We start from the raw sequence: 21,009 nt of genomic DNA on the forward strand, positions 1-21,009 counted from the left end.
CCGATCGCGGCTTGCCAAGCACCGCGCGCTTGCCGCGCCGCCGTGCCCGGTCCAGAAGCGGCAGCGCATGACGATCGCGCTCGACCCCGTTCCCCGTCCGATCGACCATCTCACGCTGCGCGGTGCGGCGGGCGATGTCGCGCTGGTCGACCGTGCCGGGTCGCTCGATTTTGCCGGGCTGGAGCAGGGGGTAGGGCGGCTCGCCCACTGGCTGGCGGGGCAGGGGCTCGCGGCCGGCGCGCGGGTCGCGACCTGGCTCCCCAAGCACCGCGTTGCATGCCTGATGCCGCTGGCGGCGGCCCGCGCGGGCCTGGTCCACGTGCCCGTCAATCCGGTGCTCAAGCGCGCGCAGGTCGCGCATATCCTGGCCGACGGCGGCGCAGCGATGCTGGTGACGCAGGACAGCCGGCTGGCGGCGCTTGAGGCCGGCGACGTGCCCGCGGAATGCCGGGTCGCGAGCGAGGGCGAGGCCGAGGCGGCGCTGGCAACCGATGGCGATGCGCTGCCGCCGTCGGCGGCCGATCCGGACGCGCTGGTCGCGCTGATGTACACGTCGGGATCGACCGGCCGCGCCAAGGGGGTGATGCTGAGCCACGCCAATCTGTGGCTCGGCGCGATCAGTGTCGCCCACTATCTGAAGCTCGTGCCCGAGGATCGCGTGCTCGGCGTGCTGCCGCTGAGCTTCGACTATGGCCAGAGCCAGCTGCTGAGCAGCTGGGCGGCGGGCGCGCGGGTGGTGCCGCTCGACTATCTGACCGCGCGTGACGTCATCAAGGCGGTGGCGGTGCACGCGATCACGACGCTGGCCGGGGTCCCGCCGCTATGGGTACAGCTGCTCGATGCCGAGTGGCCGGCGGCGGCCGCGACGCAGCTCGGGCGGCTGACCAATTCGGGCGGGGCGCTCACCCCGGCGCTGGTCCGGCGGCTGCGTGCGCGCTTTCCGGCGGCTGACCTCTATCCGATGTACGGGCTGACCGAGGCGTTCCGGTCGACCTATCTCGCGCCCGACCAGATCGACGCGCATCCCCAATCGATCGGTCGCGCCATCCCCTTTGCGGAGGTGATGGTGGTGCGCGCCGACGGCACCCGCGCGGCACCGGGCACGCCGGGCGAGCTGGTCCATGCCGGGCCGCTGGTCGCCAAGGGCTATTGGCGCGACCCCGAGCGGACGGCGGCGCGCTTTCGCCCCGCGCCCGATTTCGCGGCGTCGGGGGGCATCGCGGTATGGTCTGGCGACACGGTGGTCGAGACCGCGGACGGGCTGCTGCGTTTCGTCGGCCGCGACGACGAGATGATCAAGACCGCCGGCAACCGCGTCAGCCCGACCGAGATCGAGGAGGCGGTGCTGGCCGGCGGGGAGGCGGTCGAGGCGGTGGCGCTGGGCGAACCCGACGACCGGCTAGGCCAGGCGATCCGCGTGATCGCGCGCGCCGACGGCGATCCGGCCGAGGCGGAGGCGCGACTGCGCGCAAGGCTGGCGCGCGAGCTGCCGATGTTCATGCAGCCACGGCAATATGAATGGCGCAACGCCCTGCCGCGCAACGCCAATGGCAAGATCGACCGCGTGGCATTGAAGACGGGGCGATCGGGGGAGGTGACGTCATGAAGCCGATGGGGCCGGTTCCGCCGGAATTCGCGGATGGCGACGTGCTGACGCTGGGCGGTCGTGCCGCGACGGCCTGGGCCGCTGAAGCCGGCACGCCCTGCTTCGTGTATGATTTCGCCGTGATCGAAGCGCGGATCGCGGCGCTTCGTGCGGCGATGCCTGCGGGGCTGGACGTGCATTATGCGATCAAGGCGAACCCGTTCGGGCCGCTGCTCGACGCGATCGCACCGCGGGTCGACGGTCTCGACGTCGCCTCCGGGGGCGAGATGGCACGCGCGCTCGCGGTCATGCCGGCGAGCGCGATCAGCTTTGCCGGGCCGGGCAAGCGCGATGACGAGATCGCGGCCGCGATCGCCGCCGGCGTGACGCTCAACCTCGAATCCGAAGGCGAGGCGGCGCGCGCACTGGCGATCGCGGGCCGCGTCGGGGTCGCGCCCCGGCTGGCGGTGCGGGTCAATCCCGATTTCGAGCTGCGCGGATCGGGCATGCGGATGGGCGGGCGCGCCTCGCCCTTCGGCGTCGACGCCGATCGCGTGCCGGCGCTCGTCCGCCAGCTGATCGCCGAAGGGGCCGACTGGCGCGGCTTCCACGTCTATGCCGGCTCGCAGGCGCTCGACGCCGATGCGATCGTCGAGATGCAGGCGCAGACGATCGCGCTTGCCGCGCGGCTGGCCGGCGCGGCGGGTGCGGCGCCGCCGCTGGTCAACCTGGGCGGCGGCTTCGGCGTGCCCTACGCGCATGGCGACGCGCCGCTGGCGATCGGCCGGGTGGGCGACGCGCTGGCCCGCGCTCTCGCCGGACGGCCGGCCGCGCTGACGTCATCGCGCTTCGCAATCGAGCTTGGCCGCTGGCTGGTGGCAGAGGCGGGCGTCTATCTGACGCGCGTCATCGACCGCAAGGAAAGCCGGGGCGAGACGTTCCTGGTGGTCGACGGCGGGCTGCACCACCAGCTCGCCGCGAGCGGCAATTTCGGCACCGTGGTGCGACGGAACTATCCGATCGCGATCGCCGACCGGATGCGCGCCGCGGCGGCGGAAACCGTGTCGGTCGTCGGCTGCCTGTGCACCCCGCTCGACCGGCTCGGCGATCGCGTCGCGCTGCCCCCCGCGGTGCCGGGCGATGTGATCGCCATCTTCCTGGCCGGCGCCTATGGCGCGACCGCCAGCCCCGCGGCGTTTCTGGGCCACCCGCCGGCCGCGGAAATCCTGGCCGGTGCGGCCGGCGCGGCGGATGTCCCAACCGGGAACGCTGAACCGTAATTTAACCTCTTTCTCGCATAGCGGAGCCTGATCCCGCGTCCTACCGCTGCGTTGCGGTCGGCCATGTGCGTATCAGGAGGAAGCGATCCGTGAAGCGTTCGATGACGTCCATCAGCCTGGTTTCGATCGCCGCGCTGGCATCGTCCTGCACCACGGGCACCCGGCCCCAGCTGCCCCCCGCGGCGTTCGTCGCCGCCAATGAGCAGCCGGGCGAGGAATATATCATCGGGCCGCTGGACCAGCTCAACATCTTCGTCTGGCGCAATCCCGAACTGTCGGCCAAGGTCCAGGTGCGCCCCGATGGCCGCATCACCACGCCGCTGATCAGCGAGATGCCCGCGGTCGGCAAGACGCCGGCGATGCTGGCCGACGACATGAAGATCGCGCTGTCGCAATATATCAACCAGCCGCTGGTTTCGGTGATCGTCGAGAATTTCTCCGGCACCTACAGCCAGCAGGTGCGGATCGTCGGCGCGACCGAAAAGCCCGCATCGATCCCGTACCGCGCCAACATGACGCTGCTCGACGCGATGATCGCGGTCGGCGGGCTGTCCGAATATGCCGCGGGCAATCGCGCCCGGCTGGTCCGCTTCGACAAGGATTCGGGCAAGCAGAGCGAGTTCGGGCTGCGTATCGGCCGACTGCTGAAGGACGGCGATACGCGCGCCAATGTCCGCCTCGAACCCGGCGATGTGATCATCATCCCCGAAAGCATGTTCTGAAGGGGCCGGCCGCGTGGGTAGCATTTACGAGGAAGTCCGCCTTGCCCTGCACGGCATCTGGACGCGGCGCTGGATCGCGCTCGCGGTGGCATGGGGCGTGTGCCTGATCGGCTGGGTCGCGGTCAGCCTGATCCCCAACCAGTATCAGTCAGTCGCGCGCGTCGTCGTCGAGATGCGCAACATCCTGCCCGCCGAAACGGTGGCGTCGGGGCAGGCCGAGAGCGCGCGCAACCTGGACCGCGTGCGCCAGACGCTGACATCGGTCAGCAACCTGGAAAAGGTCGTGCGCGGCACCGCAATCAACGCCACCGTCAAGTCGCCGGGCGACCTGAACGCGCGCGCGGCCGAACTGCAGCGGGTGATCAAGGTCACGGCGCTGCAGGACAACCTGTTTGAAATCTCCGCGACCGTGTCGGACGGGGCGCTGGGCGTCGACAATTCCGCCCGCATCGCGCAGGCGGTCGTCACGAAGATGATCGAGATTTTCGTCGACGAGAATCTCTCCGGCCGTCGCAACGACACGCGCGAGGCGCTGAAGTTTCTCGACGACCAGATCGCCGATCGGCAGCAGCGGCTGCAGGATGCCGAGGAACGCCGGTCGAGCTTTGCCAACCAGTATCTCTCGACGCTGCCGGGCACGGGCACGCTGACCGAGCGGGTGTCGGCCGCGCGCAGCCAGATCGCACAGGTCGAAAGCGACCTTGCCGGGGCGCAGAGCAGCCTCAATTCGGTCAACGCGCAGCTCGCCGGGACGGGATCGACCTCTGCAGGCGCGGGGGGAACCGCGATCGCCGGCCCCGCACGCGCGCGCCTGGCCGCGATCGAAGGCCAGATTGCCGAGGGTCGTGCGCGCGGGTGGACCGCGTCGCACCCCGATATGGTGGCGCTGGCCAACCAGCTTGCCGCTGCGCGCGCCGCCGCGCAGAACGAGCCGCTGAATGCGGGTGCCGCCGGCGGCGCCAATCCGCTGTTCCTCCAGCTGAAGTCGATGCAGACCGACCGCAGCGCGCGCGTCGCCGAACTGACCCAGCAGCGCGACACGCTGCGCGGCCAGATCGCGCTCCTCGAGGCGAAGCTCGCCGCCGATCCGCAGGCCGCGTCGGAACAGGCGCAGATCGACCGCGAGATTGCATCGATGAAGGCGCAATATGATCGGCTGCTCGACGACCGCGAGCAGATCCGGCTCCAGTCGCAGGTCCAGAATCAGACCGATGCGACCAAGTTCAGCGTGATCGACGGTCCGTCGCTGCCCGCGACGCCGACATCGCCCAACCGGCCGCTGCTGCTGACCGGCGTGCTGGTGCTCGGGATGGCGGCGGGGGTCGCGGCGGCATTCGGCATGAGCCGTATCCAGACGACGTTTCCCACCGCCGCCCGGCTCGCGGCGGCCAGCGGCCTGCCGGTGATCGGATCGATCGGCGAGGTCGTGTCCGCCGCGCAGACCACGCTGCGCCGCAAGCGTCTTCGCCAGTTCGCGGGGGCCATCAGCGGCCTGGGTTTCGTGTTCATGACCTTGCTGGCGGCCGAAATCCTCCAGCGCGGGCCGGGCGCGTGAAGGGGAAGCCGAGATGAACGACCACAGCCCCCGGCGCCTGAAGGGATCGCTGATCGAACGGGCCGCCGAGCATTTCGGCCTGGAGGCGGAGACGCTGGCCCCGGTCGCGGCGCTGTCGCCCGCGGCGTTCGACATTCCGCCGATGCCGGTCATAGCGCCCGCGCCGGCGACCGTGCCCGAGCACAGCGCCAAGCAGGCGGCACCCCGCCCGGTATCGCGGCGATTTGCCACCATCGACCGCGCGCGCCTGGCTGAACAGGGCATGCTCGTGCCGGGCGGTCCGGTCGACGTGCTGGCCGAGGAATTCCGCCTCGCCAAGCGTCAGCTGCTGCTGACCGCGCGCGCCGCCGCGGGCAAGAATGCCGACCGCGCGCGCATGGTGCTGGTCTGCTCGGCCCGGCCCAACGAGGGCAAGACCTTCTGCGCGACCAACCTCGCTATCTCGATGGCGGCCGAGCGCGATGTCGAAATCCTGCTGGTCGATGCGGACCTGGCCAAGCCCGACATCCTCGACCGGCTCGGGATCGACGCGGGGCCGGGCCTGCTCGACGTGCTCAATGATTCCGCGCTCGATGCCGAATCGTGCGTGATCGAAACCGACATCCCCAAGCTGAGCGTGCTGGGTGCGGGCACGCGGTCGGCCAACGACACCGAGTTGCTGGCGAGCGAACGCGCGCGGCGCGTGCTCGACGCGCTGGCCACCGCCAATCCAGACCGCATCGTGATCTTCGATTCGCCGCCGATCCTGTCGGCCTCGCCCGCTTCCGTGCTCGCGTTGCACGTCGGCCAGGCGATGATGGTGGTGCGCGCCGATCGCACGACCGAAAGCGATATCCGCCAGGCGGTCGCGCTGCTCGACGGGTGCGAGCATATCCAGCTGCTGCTCAACGCGGCGACCTTCATGTCGGGCGACGGCCGGTTCGGCAGCTATTATGGCGAGGAGCTGGCAGGATGATCCGCGCCGCGCTCATGGCTGTGCTGGCGGCCTTGCTGTGGCCCGCCGCCGCACATGCCCAGGATGCCGACCGTCGGGTCAGCGTCTCGCCCTATATCGAGGCGGGGCAGGTGCTCGTCGCCGAGCTGGACGATGACGGCGACGTGCTCACCTATTCGACGATCGCGGTCGGGATCGACGCGGTCGCCCGCACGCGCCGCGTCGAGGTGCAGGTCAGCTATCGCTTCGAGCAGCGGATTTCGTGGGACGACGACCTGAACGACGGCAGCATCCATTCGGGGCTGGCGCGCGGCGCGCTGCTCGTCGCGCCGGGGCTGACGGTCGAAGGCGGGGCGATCGCGACGCGCGGTCGATCCGACATCCGGGGTGCCGCGCCGGGCAATCTGGTCGGCAATGTCGACAACATCGCGCAGATCTTCTCGGCCTATGCCGGCCCGACGCTGGAAAAGCGTGTCGGCCCGGCAAACCTCAACGCGCTGTACCGCTTCGGCTATACAAAGGTCGAAAGTCCGGGGTTCGAGGGCGTGCCGGGCGGCCTGCCGCCGCTCGACAATTTCGACGAATCGACCAGCCATCTGGCGCTGGCGAGCATCGGCACCCGCGCGGGCACCCTGCTGCCGGTCGGGCTGACGCTGAGCGGGGCATGGCAGCGCGAGGACGCGAGCCAGCTCGACCAGCGGTTCGAGGGCAAGTATCTGCGCGGCGATGTCGTCGTGCCGGTCAGCCGCACCGTCGCGCTGGTGGCCGGCGCGGGCTACGAGAATATCCGCATCGACCAGCGCGCGGCGCTGATCGACCCGGCGACCGGCTTTCCGGTGACCGACCGCAACGGCCGCTTCGTAACCGACCCCGCATCGCCCCGGCTGATCGCGTTCGATTTCGACGGCATTTTCTGGGATGCGGGCGTGGTGTGGAAACCAAGCCCGCGCACCGTGCTGGAGGCGCGGGTCGGCGAGCGGTACGACTCGCTCACCTATATCGGTTCGCTCAGCTGGCAGACCGGGCCGGGATCGGGGCTTCAGGTCGGCGTCTATGACGGCATCCAGGGCTTCGGCCGCCAGCTGAACAGTGCGATTGCCGAACTGCCGACCAGCTTCGTCGCGGGCGACGATGCGTTCGGCGACAATTTCAACGGCTGCGTGCTGGCGCAGGGCAATGGATCGGGCGGTATCGGCGGCAATGGTGCCAACGGCGCGCTCGGCGGCTGCCTCAATTCCGCGCTCCAGTCGATCGCCACCGCCAATTTCCGGGCACGCGGCTTCGACGTGGTCTATGCGATCAATCGTGCGGCGACCCGCGTCGGCTTTGGCGGCGGCTATGCCCGGCGGCGCTTCTATGCGCCCGATCTGGCGCAGGGCTTCACCGTCGACGGCACGGTCGACGAAAGCGCCTATATCCAGGCGTTTGCCGCGACCGCGCTGGACAGCCGGTCGGGCCTGACCGCGACGGTGTATTTCAACTATTATTCGAGCGGCATCGCCTTCACCGGCGATGTCACAGGCGCGGGCGCGCAGGCCAGCTATTCGCGCAGCTTCGGCCGGCTGGGCGCCACCGCGGCGCTAGGCCTTTACAGCTTCGATCAGGAAGGCGGCGACAGCGACCTGGTCGGCCAGGCGCTGGTCGGCCTGGGATATCGGTTCTGATCCGGGTCACGCGGCCCAGGGAGACGCAAGGATGTATGACACCCATTATGGATTGAGCGGCCGGCCATTCGCGCTGACCCCCGATCCGTCCTTCTGGTTCGAGACCGCCACGCACAAGAAGGCGATGGCGTATCTCGGCTATGGCCTGAGCCAGAGCGAAGGCTTCATCGTCATCACCGGCGAACCGGGCACCGGCAAGACGACGCTGGTCGGGCATCTGATGGCGCGGATCGATCCCGAACGGCTGAACGTCATCCGCATCGTGACGACCCAGGTCGATCCCGGCGACCTGCTGCACCTGGTCGCGGCGGGGCTGGATGTGCTTTCGGCGGGGATGACCAAGTCGCAGCTGCTGTCGGCGATCGAGCGCGGGCTGCACGCGGTCGCGCGCACCGGCAAGCGCACGCTGCTGATCGTCGATGAGGCGCAGTCGCTGCCGATCGAATCGCTCGAAGAATTGCGGATGCTGTCCAACTTCCAGGTGGCCGGCCATTCGCTGCTCCAGATCTTCCTGCTCGGTCAGCCCGAGTTCCGTCGCCTGCTCAACTCGCCGCGGCTCGAGCAACTGCGCCAGCGCGTCATCGCCATCCATCATCTGGGACCGATGGAGCCCGAAGAAGCCGCGCCCTACCTGATTCACCGGCTGTCCAGGGTCGGCTGGAACGGGCGCCCCGACTTCACCGAGGCGGCGGTCGCGGCGATGTATGAATGGGCGGAGGGCATCCCCCGCCGGCTCAACATGATCGCCAATCGCGTGATGCTGCTCGGCGCGGTCGAGGGGATCGAGCAGTTCGAGGATACTGACGTCGAAACCGTCGCCGCCGAGCTGAGCGAGGATGCGGGCGCAACCGATGACGATGCGGCCGAGCCCGCGTCTCTGCCGCTGACGGGCGTACCGGTCGCCGACGAACCGCGCCCGATGCGCGCGGCCGCCGACCCGACGCCGCCCAAGCTGGCAGAAATCGTCGCCCGGATCGAGGCGATGGAGGCGCGGATGGACGAACAGGACGCCGCGCTCCGCCGCGTGCTCGCGCTGCTGGTCGACTGGGTCGAGGGCGATCACCGCCGGATCGACCTGACGTCGCTGCGCGGTTCGGCGGCCTGAGCCCGGTCGCCGCGATGCTGCACGATCCCACGCTGGGCGATGTCCGTGTCGTCAACGGCATGTCGGTCGATATCGAGGACTGGTTTCAGGTCGGCGCGTTCGAGCGCGTGATCGATCCGGCCGACTGGGACGCGCTGGAACCGCGTGTCGAGCGCAACACCCACGCCGTTATCGACCTGTTCGCCGAGGCCGGGGTCAAGGCGACCTTCTACACGCTCGGCTGGGTTGCGGCGCGCTATCCGGCGATGATCCGCCGGATCGTGGCGGAAGGGCACGAACTCGCCAGCCATGGCTGGGCGCACGCCCGCGTGTTCACGATGGATGCCGACGCCTTTCGCGACGACCTGGCACGTGCGCGCGCGTCGCTGGAGGATGCGGGCGGCGTGGCCGTCACGGGCTATCGCGCGCCATCCTTCTCGATCGATCCGCGCACGCCGTGGGCGCACCGGGTGCTGGCGGAGCAGGGCTATGCCTATTCCTCCAGCGTCGCGCCGGTGCGTCACGATCATTATGGCTGGCCCGACGCGCCGCGCCGTGCGCATCGGCCGCTCGCCGATTCGCCGCTGATCGAGCTGCCGATCACCACCGCGCCGTTTCTGGGGAAGGATACGCCCACCGGCGGCGGCTTTTTTCGCCTGTTTCCGGCCGCGCTGACCCACCGGGCGATTCGTCGGTGCAACGCCGATGACGCGCAGCCGGCGATCTTTTACTTCCACCCCTGGGAAATCGATCCCGATCAGCCGCGCGTGGCCGACGCGCCGCTCCGGTCGAAGCTCCGCCATTACAGCCGGCTTGGCGCGATGCGGGGCAAGCTGGCGACGCTGCTTGCAGGGCATCGCTGGGGGCGGGTCGATGCGGTCGCCGCGCGGGAAGCGGCGCGGCTGGCATGAACATGGCCCTGATCGAGCGCCCGGTCGCCGTGCGCGCGGCGACGCCGGGCGATGCCGCGCGCGTGACCGCATTCGTCGACGCGCACCCCGATGGCACGCCATTTCACCTGCCGGCGTGGAACGAGGCGGTCGCGCAAGGCTGCGGCCAGCGCGCGCACCTGCTGATCGCCGAACATGGCGACGGCTCGCTTGCGGGCGTGCTGCCGCTCACCGAAATTCATTCGCCGCTGTTCGGCCGCGCGCTGGTGTCGACCGGGTTCGCGGTCGGCGGGGGGGTGCTGGCGGGGGGTGCCGGGGTCGCACGCGACCTGGCGACGGTGGCGTGGGCGTTGGCAGAACGGCTGAGCTGCCCCACCGTCGAACTGCGCGGCGGCGATGCGCCCGGGGCGAAGTGGCAGGTCGCGAGCGGCCACCATCTCGGCCATGTCCGCGACCTTGCCGCCGACGATGACGCCGAACTGCTCGCCATCCCGCGCAAGCAGCGCGCCGAGGTGCGCAAGTCGCTCGATTTCGACCTTGAGGTCGCCGTCGGCGCGGACGCGCGCGCGCGGCGCGAGCATTATGCGGTCTATGCCGAATCGGTGCGCAACCTGGGCACGCCGGTGTTTCCCGCTTCACTGTTCGCCGAAGTGCTCGACCGTTTCGGCGATGCGGCCGACATCCTGACGGTGCGCCATCGGGGCGTGGCGGTGGCGAGTGTGCTCAGCCTTTACTGGCGCGGCACGGTCTATCCCTATTGGGGCGGGGGCACGCATAGCGCGCGGGCGTTGCGCGCCAATGACCGGATGTACTTCGCGCTGATGGGGCATGCACGCGCGCGGGGGTGCACCCGGTTCGACTTCGGCCGGTCGAAGGTCGGCAGCGGCCCGGCGGCGTTCAAGAAGAATTGGGGATTTGCCGGACAGCCGCTCACCTATTTCACCCGCACCGCCGATGGCGCCGCGCCGCGTGAAATCAATCCGCTGAGCCCGAAATACCGCTTGCAGATCGCGGCGTGGCAGCGGCTTCCCCTCCCGGTCGCCAATGCGATCGGCCCGTGGATCGCGCGGGGGCTGGGGTGAGCGCCCAGGTGAGCGGCGACATCCTTTTCCTTGCGCATCGCGTGCCGTGGCCGCCCGATCGCGGCGACAAGATCAGAGGCTATCATCTGCTCCGCCATCTCGGCGAACGCGCGCGCGTGCACCTGGTGGCCTTTGCCGACGACGCGGCCGATATGGGTGCGACGGCCGCGCTGGCCGACCTTGCCGTCAGCACCACGATCATCCCGCGCACCAAATCGCGCGCACGGGCGGCGGTGGAGGCGCTGGCGCAGGGGCGCCCGGTATCGCTGACCGCCTTTGCCGATCCGCGCGTGACGGCGGCGGTCGAGGCGGTGACGTCACGCACGCCGGTCGGTCGGGTGTTCGTGTTCTCCGGCCAGATGGCGCAGCACGTTCCCGCCGGACATGCGCCGGTCATGGATTTCGTCGATGTCGATTCGGCCAAGTTCGCCGACTATGCGCGCGCCGCCCGCTGGCCGCTGCGCTGGCTCTACGCACGCGAGGCCCGGCTGCTCGGTGCCTATGAACGCCGCGTCGCGCAGGCGGCGACCGCCAGCCTCTTCGTCAGCGACGCCGAGGCGGCCTTGTTCAGCAATCTCGGCGGCATCGGCCGCATCGTCGCGGTCGAGAACGGCATCGATACCGATTTCTTCGACCCCGCCGCCCAATTCGACCCGGTGGCGGCGGACGGGCCGCTGATCGTCTTCACCGGCCAGATGGACTATCCGCCCAACATCGAGGCGGTCCGGTGGTTCGCGCGCGACATCCTGCCGCTCGTGCGGCGGCGCCATCCGGACGCGGGCTTCGCGATCGTCGGCCGCCAGCCCGGTGAAGCGGTGCGCGCGCTGGCCCGGCTGCCCGGCGTGACGGTGACGGGGGCGGTCGCCGATGTGCGCGGCTGGCTTGCCGCCGCCGCGGTGGTGGTCGCGCCGCTGCGAATCGCGCGCGGCGTGCAGAACAAGGTGCTGGAGGCAATGGCGATGGCGCGCCCGGTGGTCGCATCGACCGAAGCGGCGACGGGCATCGACCATGCCGGCACGCTGCGCGTCGGCGCCGGCGCAACGCGGATCGCCGGCGCGATCGGCGACCTGCTCGACGATCCTGCCATCGCGGTCGCGCTGGGCCAGGCGGCGCGCCGGCGGGTACAGACGCGCTATGCCTGGCCGGCGCGGCTCGCCCCGCTCGACGACCTGCTCGGGCTGGCGCCGGCCGCCGCGGATGCCGCCGCATGACGATGGTCGCGCCGATCGTCGCCGCCCCCGCCATCGCGGTGCGCTGGCGCGTGCATCTCGGCGCGCTCGCCGCAACCTGGGCGGTGCTGCTGATCCTCTTTGCGCACGACGTTCGCGATCTGGCCGTGATCTATTGGGAAAGCACGACCTTCGGCCACTGCCTGTTCGTCGCGCCGATCGTCGGCTGGCTGGCGTGGCAGCGCCGTCGCGAGCTCGCGCGGCTGACCCCGACCGGCTGGCTTGCCGGGCTGGTGCCGATGGCGCTCGCCGGCGCGCTCTGGGCCCTGGGGGACATTGCGGGCGTCGCCATCGTCCGCCACGTCGCACTGGTGGCGATGTTGCAATCGGCGGTACTCACCCTGCTCGGCCCACAGGTAACGCGCGGGTTGCTTTTTCCGCTCGGCTACATGTTCTTCCTCGTCCCGTTCGGCGAAACGCTCGAGCAGCCGATGCAGGCGATCACGGTCCGGCTGGTCATGGCGCAGCTGCAGCTGATCGGATTGCCCGCGATCAACGACGGGGTGCTGATCACCACCCCCCACGGCTATTTCGAGGTGGCTGAGGCGTGCTCGGGCAACAAGTTCCTGATCGCGATGATCGCCTATGGCACGCTGGTCGCCGGGATCTGCTTTGCCAGCTGGCGGCGGCGTGCGGCGTTCATGGCGGTCGCGCTGGTCGTGCCCGTGCTCGCCAACGGCGTGCGCGCGGCGGCGACGATCGGCGCGGCGTCGGTCGTGGGCGTCGAGGCGGCAACCGGGTTCGACCATATCGTCTATGGCTGGGTCTTCTTCGCGCTGGTGATGGCGGGCGTCATGGCGATCGGCTGGCGCTGGTTCGATCGCGATCCCGATGCCCCGGCGTTCGACCCCGACGCGCTGCCGCCGGTGCGCGGGCCGCGGCTCGTCCTGCCGATGGCGGCGGCGGGCACGATCGCACTCGCGGTGTTCGCGGCGGGCCTGGCGTACAAGGTCGGGCATCGCGTCGACGATCTGCCCGCGCAGCTCGATCTGCCGCAGGTGCCGGGCTGGACCCGCGTCAATCTGAGCCGCGCGGCACCGTGGCAGGCGCATTACCCGACCGCCGATCACCGGCTCATTGGCCGCTATGCAGATGCGCGCGGCCGCACCGTCGACCTGGCGATCGCGGTCTATGCCGGCCAGCGTGAAGGGCATGAACTGACCGCGTTCGGCCAGGGAGCGATCGCGGAGAATGATCGCTGGGTCCGCGTTGCCGACCTGCCCGACCTGGCGGGGGGCAGGGCGATCCGGATGACCGCCGCCGGGCCGGTGGAGCGCGAGACGGTGACATGGTATCGCATCGGCGATGTCGTCACCGCCTCTCCGACCCGCGTGAAGCTCGAAACGCTGAAGCTCAAGCTGACCGGCGGGCCGCAGCGCGCGGTCGCGGTGCTGGCGTCGGCCGAGCGGCAGGGGCAGGACAGCCGCGCCGCGCTGACCGACTTCCTGGCCGCGGCGGGGCCGGTCGATCGCCTCGCGGATCGCGTCACGAGCTGCGCGCGCTGATGTGCGGTATCGCGGGGTTGTTCTACCCCGGCACGCCCAAGCCGATCGAGCCGGCGCGGATCGCGGCGATGACCGATGCGCTCGCGCATCGCGGGCCGGACGGATCCGGGGTCTGGGCGGCGCCCGGCATCGCGCTCGGCCATCGCCGCCTCGCGATCATCGACCTGGGCGGCGGCGCGCAGCCGATGGCGAGCGCGGATGGCGACCTCGTCACCGTGTTCAATGGCGAAATCTATAACTTCCGCGAGGTGCGTGCCGAGCTGGCGGCGCTGGGCGCGCATTTCCGGACCGACAGCGATACCGAAGTGCTGCTGCACGGTTGGCGCGCGTGGGGGCCGGACATGCTGGCGCGGCTCAACGGCATGTTCGCGCTCGCGCTGTGGGACAATACGCGGCGGCAGCTGTTCCTGGCGCGCGACCGGATGGGGGTGAAGCCGCTCCATTATATCGAGCTGGCCGACGGCGCGATCGCCTTTGCGTCCGAACTCAAGGGCCTGCTCGCTCACCCGCTCGTCCGGCGCGAAGTCGATCCGCGCGCGATCGAGGACTTCATGGCGCTCGGCTATGTGCCCGACGATGCGAGCTTCGTCGCGGGGGTGCGCAAGTTGCCGGCGGGTCATTTCCTGCGGCTCGAACGCGGCCGGGCCGTGCCGGCGCCGGTTCAGTGGTGGGATCTCGACTTCTCGCGTCGTGCGCGGGGCAGCGCGGCCGACCTGACCGCCGAGCTGACCGATCACCTGCGTACCGCCGTGCGGTCGCGCATGATCGCCGACGTGCCGCTGGGCGCGTTCCTGTCCGGCGGGGTCGACAGCTCGGCGGTCGTCGCGCTGATGGCGGAGGCAAGCCGCCAGCCGGTCAAGACCTGCACGATCGGCTTCGACACCGCGAGCCATGATGAAACCGAATATGCCGCGGCGATCGCCACGCGCTTTGCGACCGATCACCGCGTCCGCCGCGTCGACGCCGACGACTTTGCGCTGATCGACACGCTGGTCCACGCTTTTGACGAGCCGTTCGCCGACGCCTCCGCGCTCGCCACCTATCAGGTTTGCGCGCTCGCGCGTGAAACGGTGACGGTCGCGCTGTCGGGCGACGGCGCGGACGAGGCGTTTGCCGGTTATCGCCGCTATCGCTTTCATGCAGCCGAGGAGCGGGTGCGCGGCCTGGTGCCTGCGGGTTTGCGCAGCGGCGTGTTCGGTACGCTGGGCCGCGCCTATCCCAAGGCGGACTGGGCGCCCCGGCCGCTGCGCGCACGCACGACGCTGCTCGCGCTCGCCGAGCATGGCGGGGCGGCCTATGCCCGCGCAGTCGGGGTGACGACGCCGGAGCTGCGTGGGCGGCTGTATGGCGACGCGATGCACCGCGCGATCGGCGTGTATCGCGGCGAGCAGCGCTATGTCGACACCATGGCGTCGGCACCCGCGCGCGATGCGCTCGACCGCGCACAATATGCCGATTTCAAGCACTGGCTGCCCGGCGACATTTTGACCAAGGTCGACCGCACCAGCATGGCGGTCAGTCTGGAAGCGCGCGAGCCGCTGCTCGATTATCGCCTGATCGAATTCGCCGCGACGCTGCCCGTGTCGATGCGGCTGCGTGGCGGCGAGGGCAAATGGCTGATGAAGCGCGCGCTGCGGCCTTGGTTGCCGCGCGACATCCTGTATCGCCCGAAAATGGGCTTCGTCACGCCGATCAGTGCTTGGTTCCGCGGACCGCTGGTCGATCAGGCCGCCGCGCTCGCCGCCTCGCCGCACCTCCTCGCCTGGTTCGACCGCCGCGCAATCGAGCGGATCGCCGTCGATCATCGCGCCGGACGCGCCGAGCATGGCCGGACGCTGTGGCAGCTGCTGATGCTCGACCGCAGCCTCGCCCGGCTGGCCGGATAGCGCGCCCGGCATGACGGCTGGGCATCGGACATCGGTTCGGCCTATTGTCCGGTCGATGACGCCGCTCTCGCTTCAGTGTCACCCCGATACCCCCGCTAGCGACGTGCGGGCGATCGCCGTTGCGTTCGCGCCCGACCGGCTGGTGTTTCGTGTCCTCGGCGCGGATACGCTCGTCGTGCCGCCGCTTGCAACGCCGGAGCGCACCGATGGGCTTTGGCAGCACACCTGTTTCGAGCTGTTCGTGAAGCCCGACGGCGGGAGCGGCTATGCGGAGTTCAATTTCGCGCCGTCGACCCGCTGGGCGGCCTATCGGTTCGAAGGTTATCGCGCGGGAATGCGTGCCCTCGACCTCGCGCAAGCGCCCCAAGTCGCCGCGATCGACGGCGATGCGGCGTGGCAGGTCGCGTTGCCCGCGGAGGCGATCGGCGACGCCCCCGTGTGCATCGGGCTGAGCGCGGTGATCGAGGAGACGGGTGGCCGAAAAAGCTACTGGGCGCTCGCGCATCCGCCGGGCAAGCCCGATTTTCACCACGAGGCTTGCTTCGCGCACCGGTTCGCGGCAGGCACGGCGCCATGACCTTTGGCATCGACCGGCTGCTCGCCGACCCCGACCTGCGCCGGCCCCTCCAGGGCCGCCGTATCGCGCTCCTCGCTCATCCGGCCTCGGTGACCGCCGACCTGACCCACAGCGTTGATGCCCTTATCGCGACGGGCCTCGATGTTTCCGCGATGTTCGGCCCCCAGCATGGCGTGCGCGGCGACCTTCAGGACAATATGATGGAGTCGCCCGACTTCACCGATCCGGTCTATGGCGTGCCCGTTTTCAGCCTGTACGGTGAAGTGCGGCGGCCGACCGGGCAGTCGATGGGCACGTTCGACGTGATGCTGGTCGACCTGCAGGATCTGGGCTGCCGCATCTACACCTTTGTCACGACGCTGCTCTACGTGCTCGAAGCTGCGGCGGCGCACGGCAAGAGCGTGTGGGTGCTCGACCGGCCCAATCCCGCCGGCCGCCCGGTCGAGGGCAATATCCTGAATGCGGGATGGGAGAGTTTCGTCGGGGCGGGGCCAATGGTGATGCGCCACGGCATGACGCTGGGCGAGATGGGGCACTGGTTCATCGATCAGTTCAAGCTCGACGTCGATTACCGCGTGATCGAAATGGCGGGGTGGCAGCCCGATGCCGCCCCCGGTTTCGGCTGGCCGACCGACCGGGTGTGGATCAATCCAAGCCCCAACGCGCCCAACGTCAACATGGCACGCGCCTATGCCGGCACGGTCATGCTGGAGGGGACGACGCTGAGCGAGGGGCGGGGGACGACGCGGCCGCTCGAGCTGTTCGGCGCGCCCGACATCGATGCGCGCGCGGTGATCGCGCGGATGCACGCGATCGCGCCCGAATGGCTGCATGGCGTCACGTTGCGCGAAACCTGGTTCCAGCCGACCTTTCACAAGCATGCCGAGCAATTGTGCCACGGCGTGTTCCTGCACGCCGAGGGGCCGGGCTACGACCATCAGGCATTCCGGCCGTGGCGCGTGCAGGCGCTGGCGTTCAAGGCGATCCGCGCACTCTACCCCGATTATCCGCTGTGGCGCGATTTCCCCTATGAATATGAGTTCGAGAAGCTGGCGATCGACGTGATCAACGGCGGGCCGGCGCTGCGCGAATGGGTCGACGATGCGGCCGCGCAGCCGGGCGACCTCGATGCGATCGTGCAGCCGGACGAGGCCGCGTGGATCGACGCCCGACGCCCGCACCTGATCTATTGAGCGCCGGCCGCCGGGCGTTGCGAAGCGGGCGCGGTGGCCCTAACGCACCGGCGATGCTGGCGGGGCTGATCTTTGCGACCGAGGATGCCGAAAGTCACGGCGAGGGGCTGGCGGCGACGCTGCCCTTCGGCGGCATGACGCTCGTCGAATATCAGGCGCGACTGCTGATCGCGGCCGGGGTCACCCACCTGCTGGTCGCGGTCAGCCGCGTGACGCCGGCGCTGCTCGGCTCGGTTGCCCGCGTCGAGCGGCGCGGCATCACCGTCGACGTCGTGCGATCGGCGGAGGAAGCCGCCGCCAAGGCCCACCCGCTCGCCGATGTGATCGTGATTGCCGACGCGCTGGTCACCACCGATACGGTCGTCACCGCAATGGCGGGCGAACGGGCCGACACGATCCTGGTGACGAGCGACGATGCGGGCAACGCGGCGATCGAACGGATCGATGCCGAACATCACTGGGCGGGGGTCGCGCGCCTGTCGAGCCGCCATCTGGCGTCGATCGCCGCGATGCCGCGCGAATATGATTTCCAGTCGACACTGCTGCGCGTCGCGGTCCAGAACGCCGCCGAGCAGGTGCTGTTGCCGGCCGCCGCGCGCCGTGCCGGCCACGGCGTCGAGCGCCATGCCGCCGCGCTCGCGAGCCGGAGCAACGCGGTGCTCGCCGCGCTCGCCAATCAGCGGACAGGCTGGGCCGACCGCTTCGTCTTCACGCCGCTGACCCGGCGCGTGCTCCCCGCGCTCGTCGCGCGCAGCGTCCCCGATGCCGCGCTCGCGGCGAGCGGGCTCCTGCTTTTCGGGGGCGCGCTGGCGCTGATCGGCGTCGGTCGCGGCGCGATGGCGGCAGCGCCCTGGTTGCTTGCGGTTGTGACGCTGTCGACCGGATCGCTGCTCAGCTGGCTGCGCGGCAACGAACGCATGGCGGCCGCACAGGAATGGTTGAGCGACGGCGGGGTCGCGCTGACCTTTCTCGGCATCGGCGGCGCGGCGCTGATCGCCGACGGGCATCCGACCGGGCTGACGCTCGCCGTCGCCGCTGTCGCCGCTGCGGTGATCGCGACCCGCGTGCCGGGCCGGCGCGGCGTCTGGCATGCCGATGCGGCCGCATTCACCCTAGTCGCCGTCCCGCTGGTGGTTGCCGGCTATCCACTGGTCGCGCTGGCCGTGGCGGCGGTCTATGCGCTGGTCAGCCTGGGCCTCGCGGTCGAGGGATCGCGTCCTCAGGCTTAGGCGGAGCTTAACGATGTTCCCGCTAGACGATTGGCATGTCCGGCGAGAAGGCTGACATGGCGGGTGGTGCCAATGGCGCCGGTATCCTGCTTGCGCGAGCAGCGCAGGCCGATTTTCGCACGCTGCGGCGGCGCGAGGCGATGGCGGCTGACCTGTTCCTGCCCGACGATGCCCGGCTCGACGATCGCAGCCGCAGCGCGGCGACGGCATTGCTCGCCGCGCAGGTCGCCTGTGTCGAACAGGGACTGCGCGAGCACGCGGCGCGGCTGCTCGCGACACGCGGCGAGCCGCTGGTCGCCGAACGGCTGGCCAACCGCCCGACCCAGGTCCTGCCGCGCCTGATCGAATCGGGGATGCCGCGCGACGGCGATTTCATCGACGAGTTGTTCCTGCGCGTGCGGATCGACCTGCTCGATGCCGCGCTGCCGGTCGCGCCGATCGAGGGGGCGGAGCGGCCGAGCATGCTTGCGCGCCTGATTCATTCCAGCGATCCGCTCGTCGCGTCCGCAGCGCTCGCGCTGATGGCGGCGGAATCGAGCCGCCGCGCGGCGTCCGACCATGAACGGCTGACCGTGACCGGGCTGCCCTTTGCATTGCATCGCAAGCTGGTGTGGTGGGTCGCCGCCGCGATCCGCGACGAATTTGTCGGCGGCAGCGCCGATCACGCCGCGACCGACCAGGCGCTGCTCGAAGCCGCCCGGCGCAGCATCGAGGCGCATGACGAGGACGATCGCGCCGAAAGCGCGGCGCTTCGCCTCGCCACCGCGATCCAGGCGACGCCCGACGAGCTCCCCTTCCTGATTGGCGAGGCGCTGCGCGACCGGCGCCTGTCGGTGGCGATCGCGCTGGTCGCGCACGCGCTCGACCTCGATCCGCGCGTCGTCGCCCATGCCGTGCTCGACACGGTCAGCGACCGGTTGTGGCTGATGCTTCGCGCGATCGACCTGCCGCGCGACGCGATGGCAGGTTTCGGCTTCGCCTTGTTCGAGGCGGACCCGGCGCGTGACGTCGAGACGCTGCCGGACCTTATCGAAGCCGCGATGGCGGTGCCGGTCGACACCGCGCGCGCGGCGATCGCACCGCTGCGCTTCGATCCCGATTTCCGCTCGGCACTCGCCACCCTGAACGCGACGCGGCGCGCGGCATGAACATCGCGAGCCCCGCGATGGAGATCGCGATCGCCCGGCTGGATCGCGACGGTGCGCTGCTCGAGGCCGATACCCGGCTTGCGGCGCTCAACCAGCGCGCAGGCGGCGCGGTCGGCCAGCCGCTTGCCGTACCTCAGCTCGCCACGATCGTTCGCCTCGCGGGCCGGCTGGGCATCGGCATTTCCCGGATCGTCGTGGCTGCGGACGGCGACGACGACCTGGAGCTGATGGTCCGCGCAGAACCCGATGGCGACGGCGTCCGGCTGGAAGTCGGTGGCTGGCACGTTCAGCGCGGCTGGCGTGCACCGACGCTGGATGCCGATCGCGACCGCGATTTCCTGCGCGCTGATGCCGACTGGCTGTGGGAAACCGATGCGGCGCTTCGCCTTGTCCACCTGTCGTCCCAGGCCGCGTTTCGGCACGGCTTCGACCCCGCCAGCCTGCTCGGCCAGCCGCTGACCCGGTTGTTCGCGCTGGTCGACAATGGCGAGGGCGCGTTTCCGATCCTGGCCGCGGTCGCCGCGCAGTCGCGTTTCGAGGGGCAGGAGGCGCGGCTGCGCCTGACCGGCGAGCCGGTGATGCTGGCGGCGACGCCGCGCATCGATCCGGGCGGGCGTTTCGCCGGCTTTGCCGGGGCGGCGCGGATCGTCGCCCCCGACGTCGTGGACCCGCCCGCTGACGATGCCGACCCCGACCACGCCACGCTGCCCCCCCAGTTCGGTGCCCGTCTGGACAAGGCACTTCGTGGCCCGCTTGCCCGCATCATCGCGAACGCCGACAGCATTGCGGCGCAGTTCGAGGGGCCGCTGTCGTCCGACTATGTCGACTATGCCAGCGATATCGCCAATGCCGGCCGCCACCTGCTGACGTTGATCGAGGATCTGGTCGATTTGCAGGCGATTGAACGACCCGACTTTACCGTGTCGCTGGAGGCGATCGACCTGGCCGACCTGGCGCGGCGTGCCGCCGGACTGCTGTCGGTTCGTGCGGCGGAGGCGCAGGTCAGGATCGACCGGCCCGACGCCGACGAACAGCTGGCCGCGACCGGCGACTTTCATCGCGTGCTGCAGATCCTGGTCAACCTGATCGGCAATGCGGTGCGTTATTCGCCGACTGGCGGCATGGTATGGCTGCGCATCGAACGCGACGGGGATCGCGCTTGCGTGATCGTCGCCGATCAGGGCAAGGGCATCGCCCCGGAGGATCACGAGCGCATTTTCAGCAAGTTCGAGCGGCTCGACCCGACCGAGCCGGGCGGCAGCGGCCTTGGCCTCTACATCGCGCGCGCGCTCGCCCGATCGATGGGCGGCGATATTCTGGTCGACAGCGCCCCCGGCCAGGGCGCGCGATTTGTCCTGACCCTGCCCGCGCGCTGAGGCGCCACCCGAAACCGGCGCCGCACCGTTTGTGGTTCCCCCTGCGCTCGGCTATGCCTCGCCGTTCCGG

17 protein-coding genes are annotated in these 21,009 nt (G+C 70.2%); all 17 read left to right on the forward strand.

What is annotated here, in order from left to right; all coding sequences use genetic code 11:
* Positions 1-67 precede the first annotated feature (67 nt).
* Positions 68-1,606 (forward strand): acyl-CoA ligase (AMP-forming), exosortase A system-associated, encoded by a 1,539-nt coding sequence (locus GO308_RS03940; protein WP_240883918.1) that lies wholly within the window; start codon positions 68-70, stop codon positions 1,604-1,606.
* A complete protein-coding gene (locus tag GO308_RS03945; RefSeq protein WP_240883920.1) occupies positions 1,603-2,865 on the forward strand; it encodes a pyridoxal-dependent decarboxylase, exosortase A system-associated in 1,263 nt (420 codons plus the stop codon). The genes GO308_RS03940 and GO308_RS03945 overlap by 4 nt, the downstream gene beginning before the upstream one ends.
* Positions 2,866-2,966: 101 nt before the next feature.
* Complete coding sequence (locus tag GO308_RS03950; protein WP_066481171.1) at positions 2,967-3,587, forward strand: XrtA/PEP-CTERM system exopolysaccharide export protein; 621 nt, start codon at positions 2,967-2,969, stop codon at positions 3,585-3,587.
* 13 nt (positions 3,588-3,600) lie between these two features.
* Positions 3,601-5,142: an XrtA system polysaccharide chain length determinant gene (locus GO308_RS03955; protein ID WP_066481170.1), complete on the forward strand. Its 1,542-nt coding sequence runs from the start codon at positions 3,601-3,603 to the stop codon at positions 5,140-5,142.
* A gap of 13 nt (positions 5,143-5,155) precedes the next feature.
* A complete protein-coding gene (locus tag GO308_RS03960) occupies positions 5,156-6,097 on the forward strand; it encodes an exopolysaccharide biosynthesis protein (RefSeq protein WP_066673408.1) in 942 nt (313 codons plus the stop codon).
* Positions 6,094-7,740: a hypothetical protein gene (locus GO308_RS03965; RefSeq protein ID WP_240883926.1), complete on the forward strand. Its 1,647-nt coding sequence runs from the start codon at positions 6,094-6,096 to the stop codon at positions 7,738-7,740. The genes GO308_RS03960 and GO308_RS03965 overlap by 4 nt, the downstream gene beginning before the upstream one ends.
* Positions 7,741-7,771: 31 nt before the next feature.
* Positions 7,772-8,845 carry an AAA family ATPase gene (locus tag GO308_RS03970; protein WP_066549235.1) on the forward strand — a complete coding sequence of 358 codons (1,074 nt, stop codon included), beginning with the start codon at positions 7,772-7,774 and terminating at the stop codon, positions 8,843-8,845.
* 14 nt (positions 8,846-8,859) lie between these two features.
* Complete coding sequence (locus GO308_RS03975) at positions 8,860-9,735, forward strand: XrtA system polysaccharide deacetylase (RefSeq protein ID WP_240883928.1); 876 nt, start codon at positions 8,860-8,862, stop codon at positions 9,733-9,735.
* The gene (locus GO308_RS03980; protein ID WP_240883930.1) at positions 9,732-10,796 is read left to right on the forward strand and encodes a FemAB family XrtA/PEP-CTERM system-associated protein; all 1,065 of its coding nucleotides are present in this window, start codon (positions 9,732-9,734) and stop codon (positions 10,794-10,796) included. Before GO308_RS03975 ends, GO308_RS03980 begins: the two co-directional genes overlap by 4 nt.
* A gap of 8 nt (positions 10,797-10,804) precedes the next feature.
* On the forward strand, positions 10,805-12,007 hold the full coding sequence (locus GO308_RS03985) for a TIGR03087 family PEP-CTERM/XrtA system glycosyltransferase (protein WP_240883932.1): 1,203 nt from the start codon (positions 10,805-10,807) through the stop codon (positions 12,005-12,007).
* Complete coding sequence (gene xrtA, locus GO308_RS03990) at positions 12,004-13,530, forward strand: exosortase A (RefSeq protein WP_240883934.1); 1,527 nt, start codon at positions 12,004-12,006, stop codon at positions 13,528-13,530. Before GO308_RS03985 ends, xrtA begins: the two co-directional genes overlap by 4 nt.
* Entirely contained in the window at positions 13,530-15,416 is a 1,887-nt protein-coding gene (locus tag GO308_RS03995; protein WP_240883936.1) for an XrtA/PEP-CTERM system amidotransferase, read from the forward strand. Before xrtA ends, GO308_RS03995 begins: the two co-directional genes overlap by 1 nt.
* 55 nt (positions 15,417-15,471) lie before the next feature.
* The gene (locus GO308_RS04000; RefSeq protein ID WP_240883938.1) at positions 15,472-15,993 is read left to right on the forward strand and encodes a DOMON-like domain-containing protein; all 522 of its coding nucleotides are present in this window, start codon (positions 15,472-15,474) and stop codon (positions 15,991-15,993) included.
* Positions 15,990-17,186: a DUF1343 domain-containing protein gene (locus GO308_RS04005; RefSeq protein ID WP_240883940.1), complete on the forward strand. Its 1,197-nt coding sequence runs from the start codon at positions 15,990-15,992 to the stop codon at positions 17,184-17,186. The genes GO308_RS04000 and GO308_RS04005 overlap by 4 nt, the downstream gene beginning before the upstream one ends.
* A 53-nt stretch (positions 17,187-17,239) precedes the next feature.
* Positions 17,240-18,415, forward strand: coding sequence for a hypothetical protein (locus GO308_RS04010; protein ID WP_066481147.1), 1,176 nt, complete (start codon positions 17,240-17,242; stop codon positions 18,413-18,415).
* Between the two features lie 35 nt (positions 18,416-18,450).
* A complete protein-coding gene (locus tag GO308_RS04015) occupies positions 18,451-19,563 on the forward strand; it encodes a DUF2336 domain-containing protein (protein WP_066481145.1) in 1,113 nt (370 codons plus the stop codon).
* Entirely contained in the window at positions 19,560-20,939 is a 1,380-nt protein-coding gene (locus tag GO308_RS04020) for a HAMP domain-containing sensor histidine kinase (RefSeq protein ID WP_240883948.1), read from the forward strand. Before GO308_RS04015 ends, GO308_RS04020 begins: the two co-directional genes overlap by 4 nt.
* Positions 20,940-21,009: the final 70 nt, after the last annotated feature.

This window comes from Sphingomonas sp. SFZ2018-12 (assembly GCF_022496715.1).
In the GTDB taxonomy this organism is placed as follows: domain Bacteria; phylum Pseudomonadota; class Alphaproteobacteria; order Sphingomonadales; family Sphingomonadaceae; genus Sphingomonas.

What these genes read in the sequence shown, in the direction of transcription:
- xrtA (WP_240883934.1), top strand. Translation starts at nt 12,004, where the DNA reads ATGACGATGGTCGCGCCGATCGTCGCCGCCCCCGCCATCGCGGTGCGC.
- GO308_RS03950 (WP_066481171.1), top strand. Translation starts at nt 2,967, where the DNA reads ATGACGTCCATCAGCCTGGTTTCGATCGCCGCGCTGGCATCGTCCTGC.
- GO308_RS03975 (WP_240883928.1), top strand. Translation starts at nt 8,860, where the DNA reads ATGCTGCACGATCCCACGCTGGGCGATGTCCGTGTCGTCAACGGCATG.
- GO308_RS03980 (WP_240883930.1), top strand. Translation starts at nt 9,732, where the DNA reads ATGAACATGGCCCTGATCGAGCGCCCGGTCGCCGTGCGCGCGGCGACG.
- GO308_RS03970 (WP_066549235.1), top strand. Translation starts at nt 7,772, where the DNA reads ATGTATGACACCCATTATGGATTGAGCGGCCGGCCATTCGCGCTGACC.
- GO308_RS04010 (WP_066481147.1), top strand. Translation starts at nt 17,240, where the DNA reads ATGCTGGCGGGGCTGATCTTTGCGACCGAGGATGCCGAAAGTCACGGC.
- GO308_RS03995 (WP_240883936.1), top strand. Translation starts at nt 13,530, where the DNA reads ATGTGCGGTATCGCGGGGTTGTTCTACCCCGGCACGCCCAAGCCGATC.
- GO308_RS04005 (WP_240883940.1), top strand. Translation starts at nt 15,990, where the DNA reads ATGACCTTTGGCATCGACCGGCTGCTCGCCGACCCCGACCTGCGCCGG.
- GO308_RS04020 (WP_240883948.1), top strand. Translation starts at nt 19,560, where the DNA reads ATGAACATCGCGAGCCCCGCGATGGAGATCGCGATCGCCCGGCTGGAT.
- GO308_RS04015 (WP_066481145.1), top strand. Translation starts at nt 18,451, where the DNA reads ATGTCCGGCGAGAAGGCTGACATGGCGGGTGGTGCCAATGGCGCCGGT.
- GO308_RS03945 (WP_240883920.1), top strand. Translation starts at nt 1,603, where the DNA reads ATGAAGCCGATGGGGCCGGTTCCGCCGGAATTCGCGGATGGCGACGTG.
- GO308_RS04000 (WP_240883938.1), top strand. Translation starts at nt 15,472, where the DNA reads ATGACGCCGCTCTCGCTTCAGTGTCACCCCGATACCCCCGCTAGCGAC.
- GO308_RS03960 (WP_066673408.1), top strand. Translation starts at nt 5,156, where the DNA reads ATGAACGACCACAGCCCCCGGCGCCTGAAGGGATCGCTGATCGAACGG.
- GO308_RS03965 (WP_240883926.1), top strand. Translation starts at nt 6,094, where the DNA reads ATGATCCGCGCCGCGCTCATGGCTGTGCTGGCGGCCTTGCTGTGGCCC.
- GO308_RS03940 (WP_240883918.1), top strand. Translation starts at nt 68, where the DNA reads ATGACGATCGCGCTCGACCCCGTTCCCCGTCCGATCGACCATCTCACG.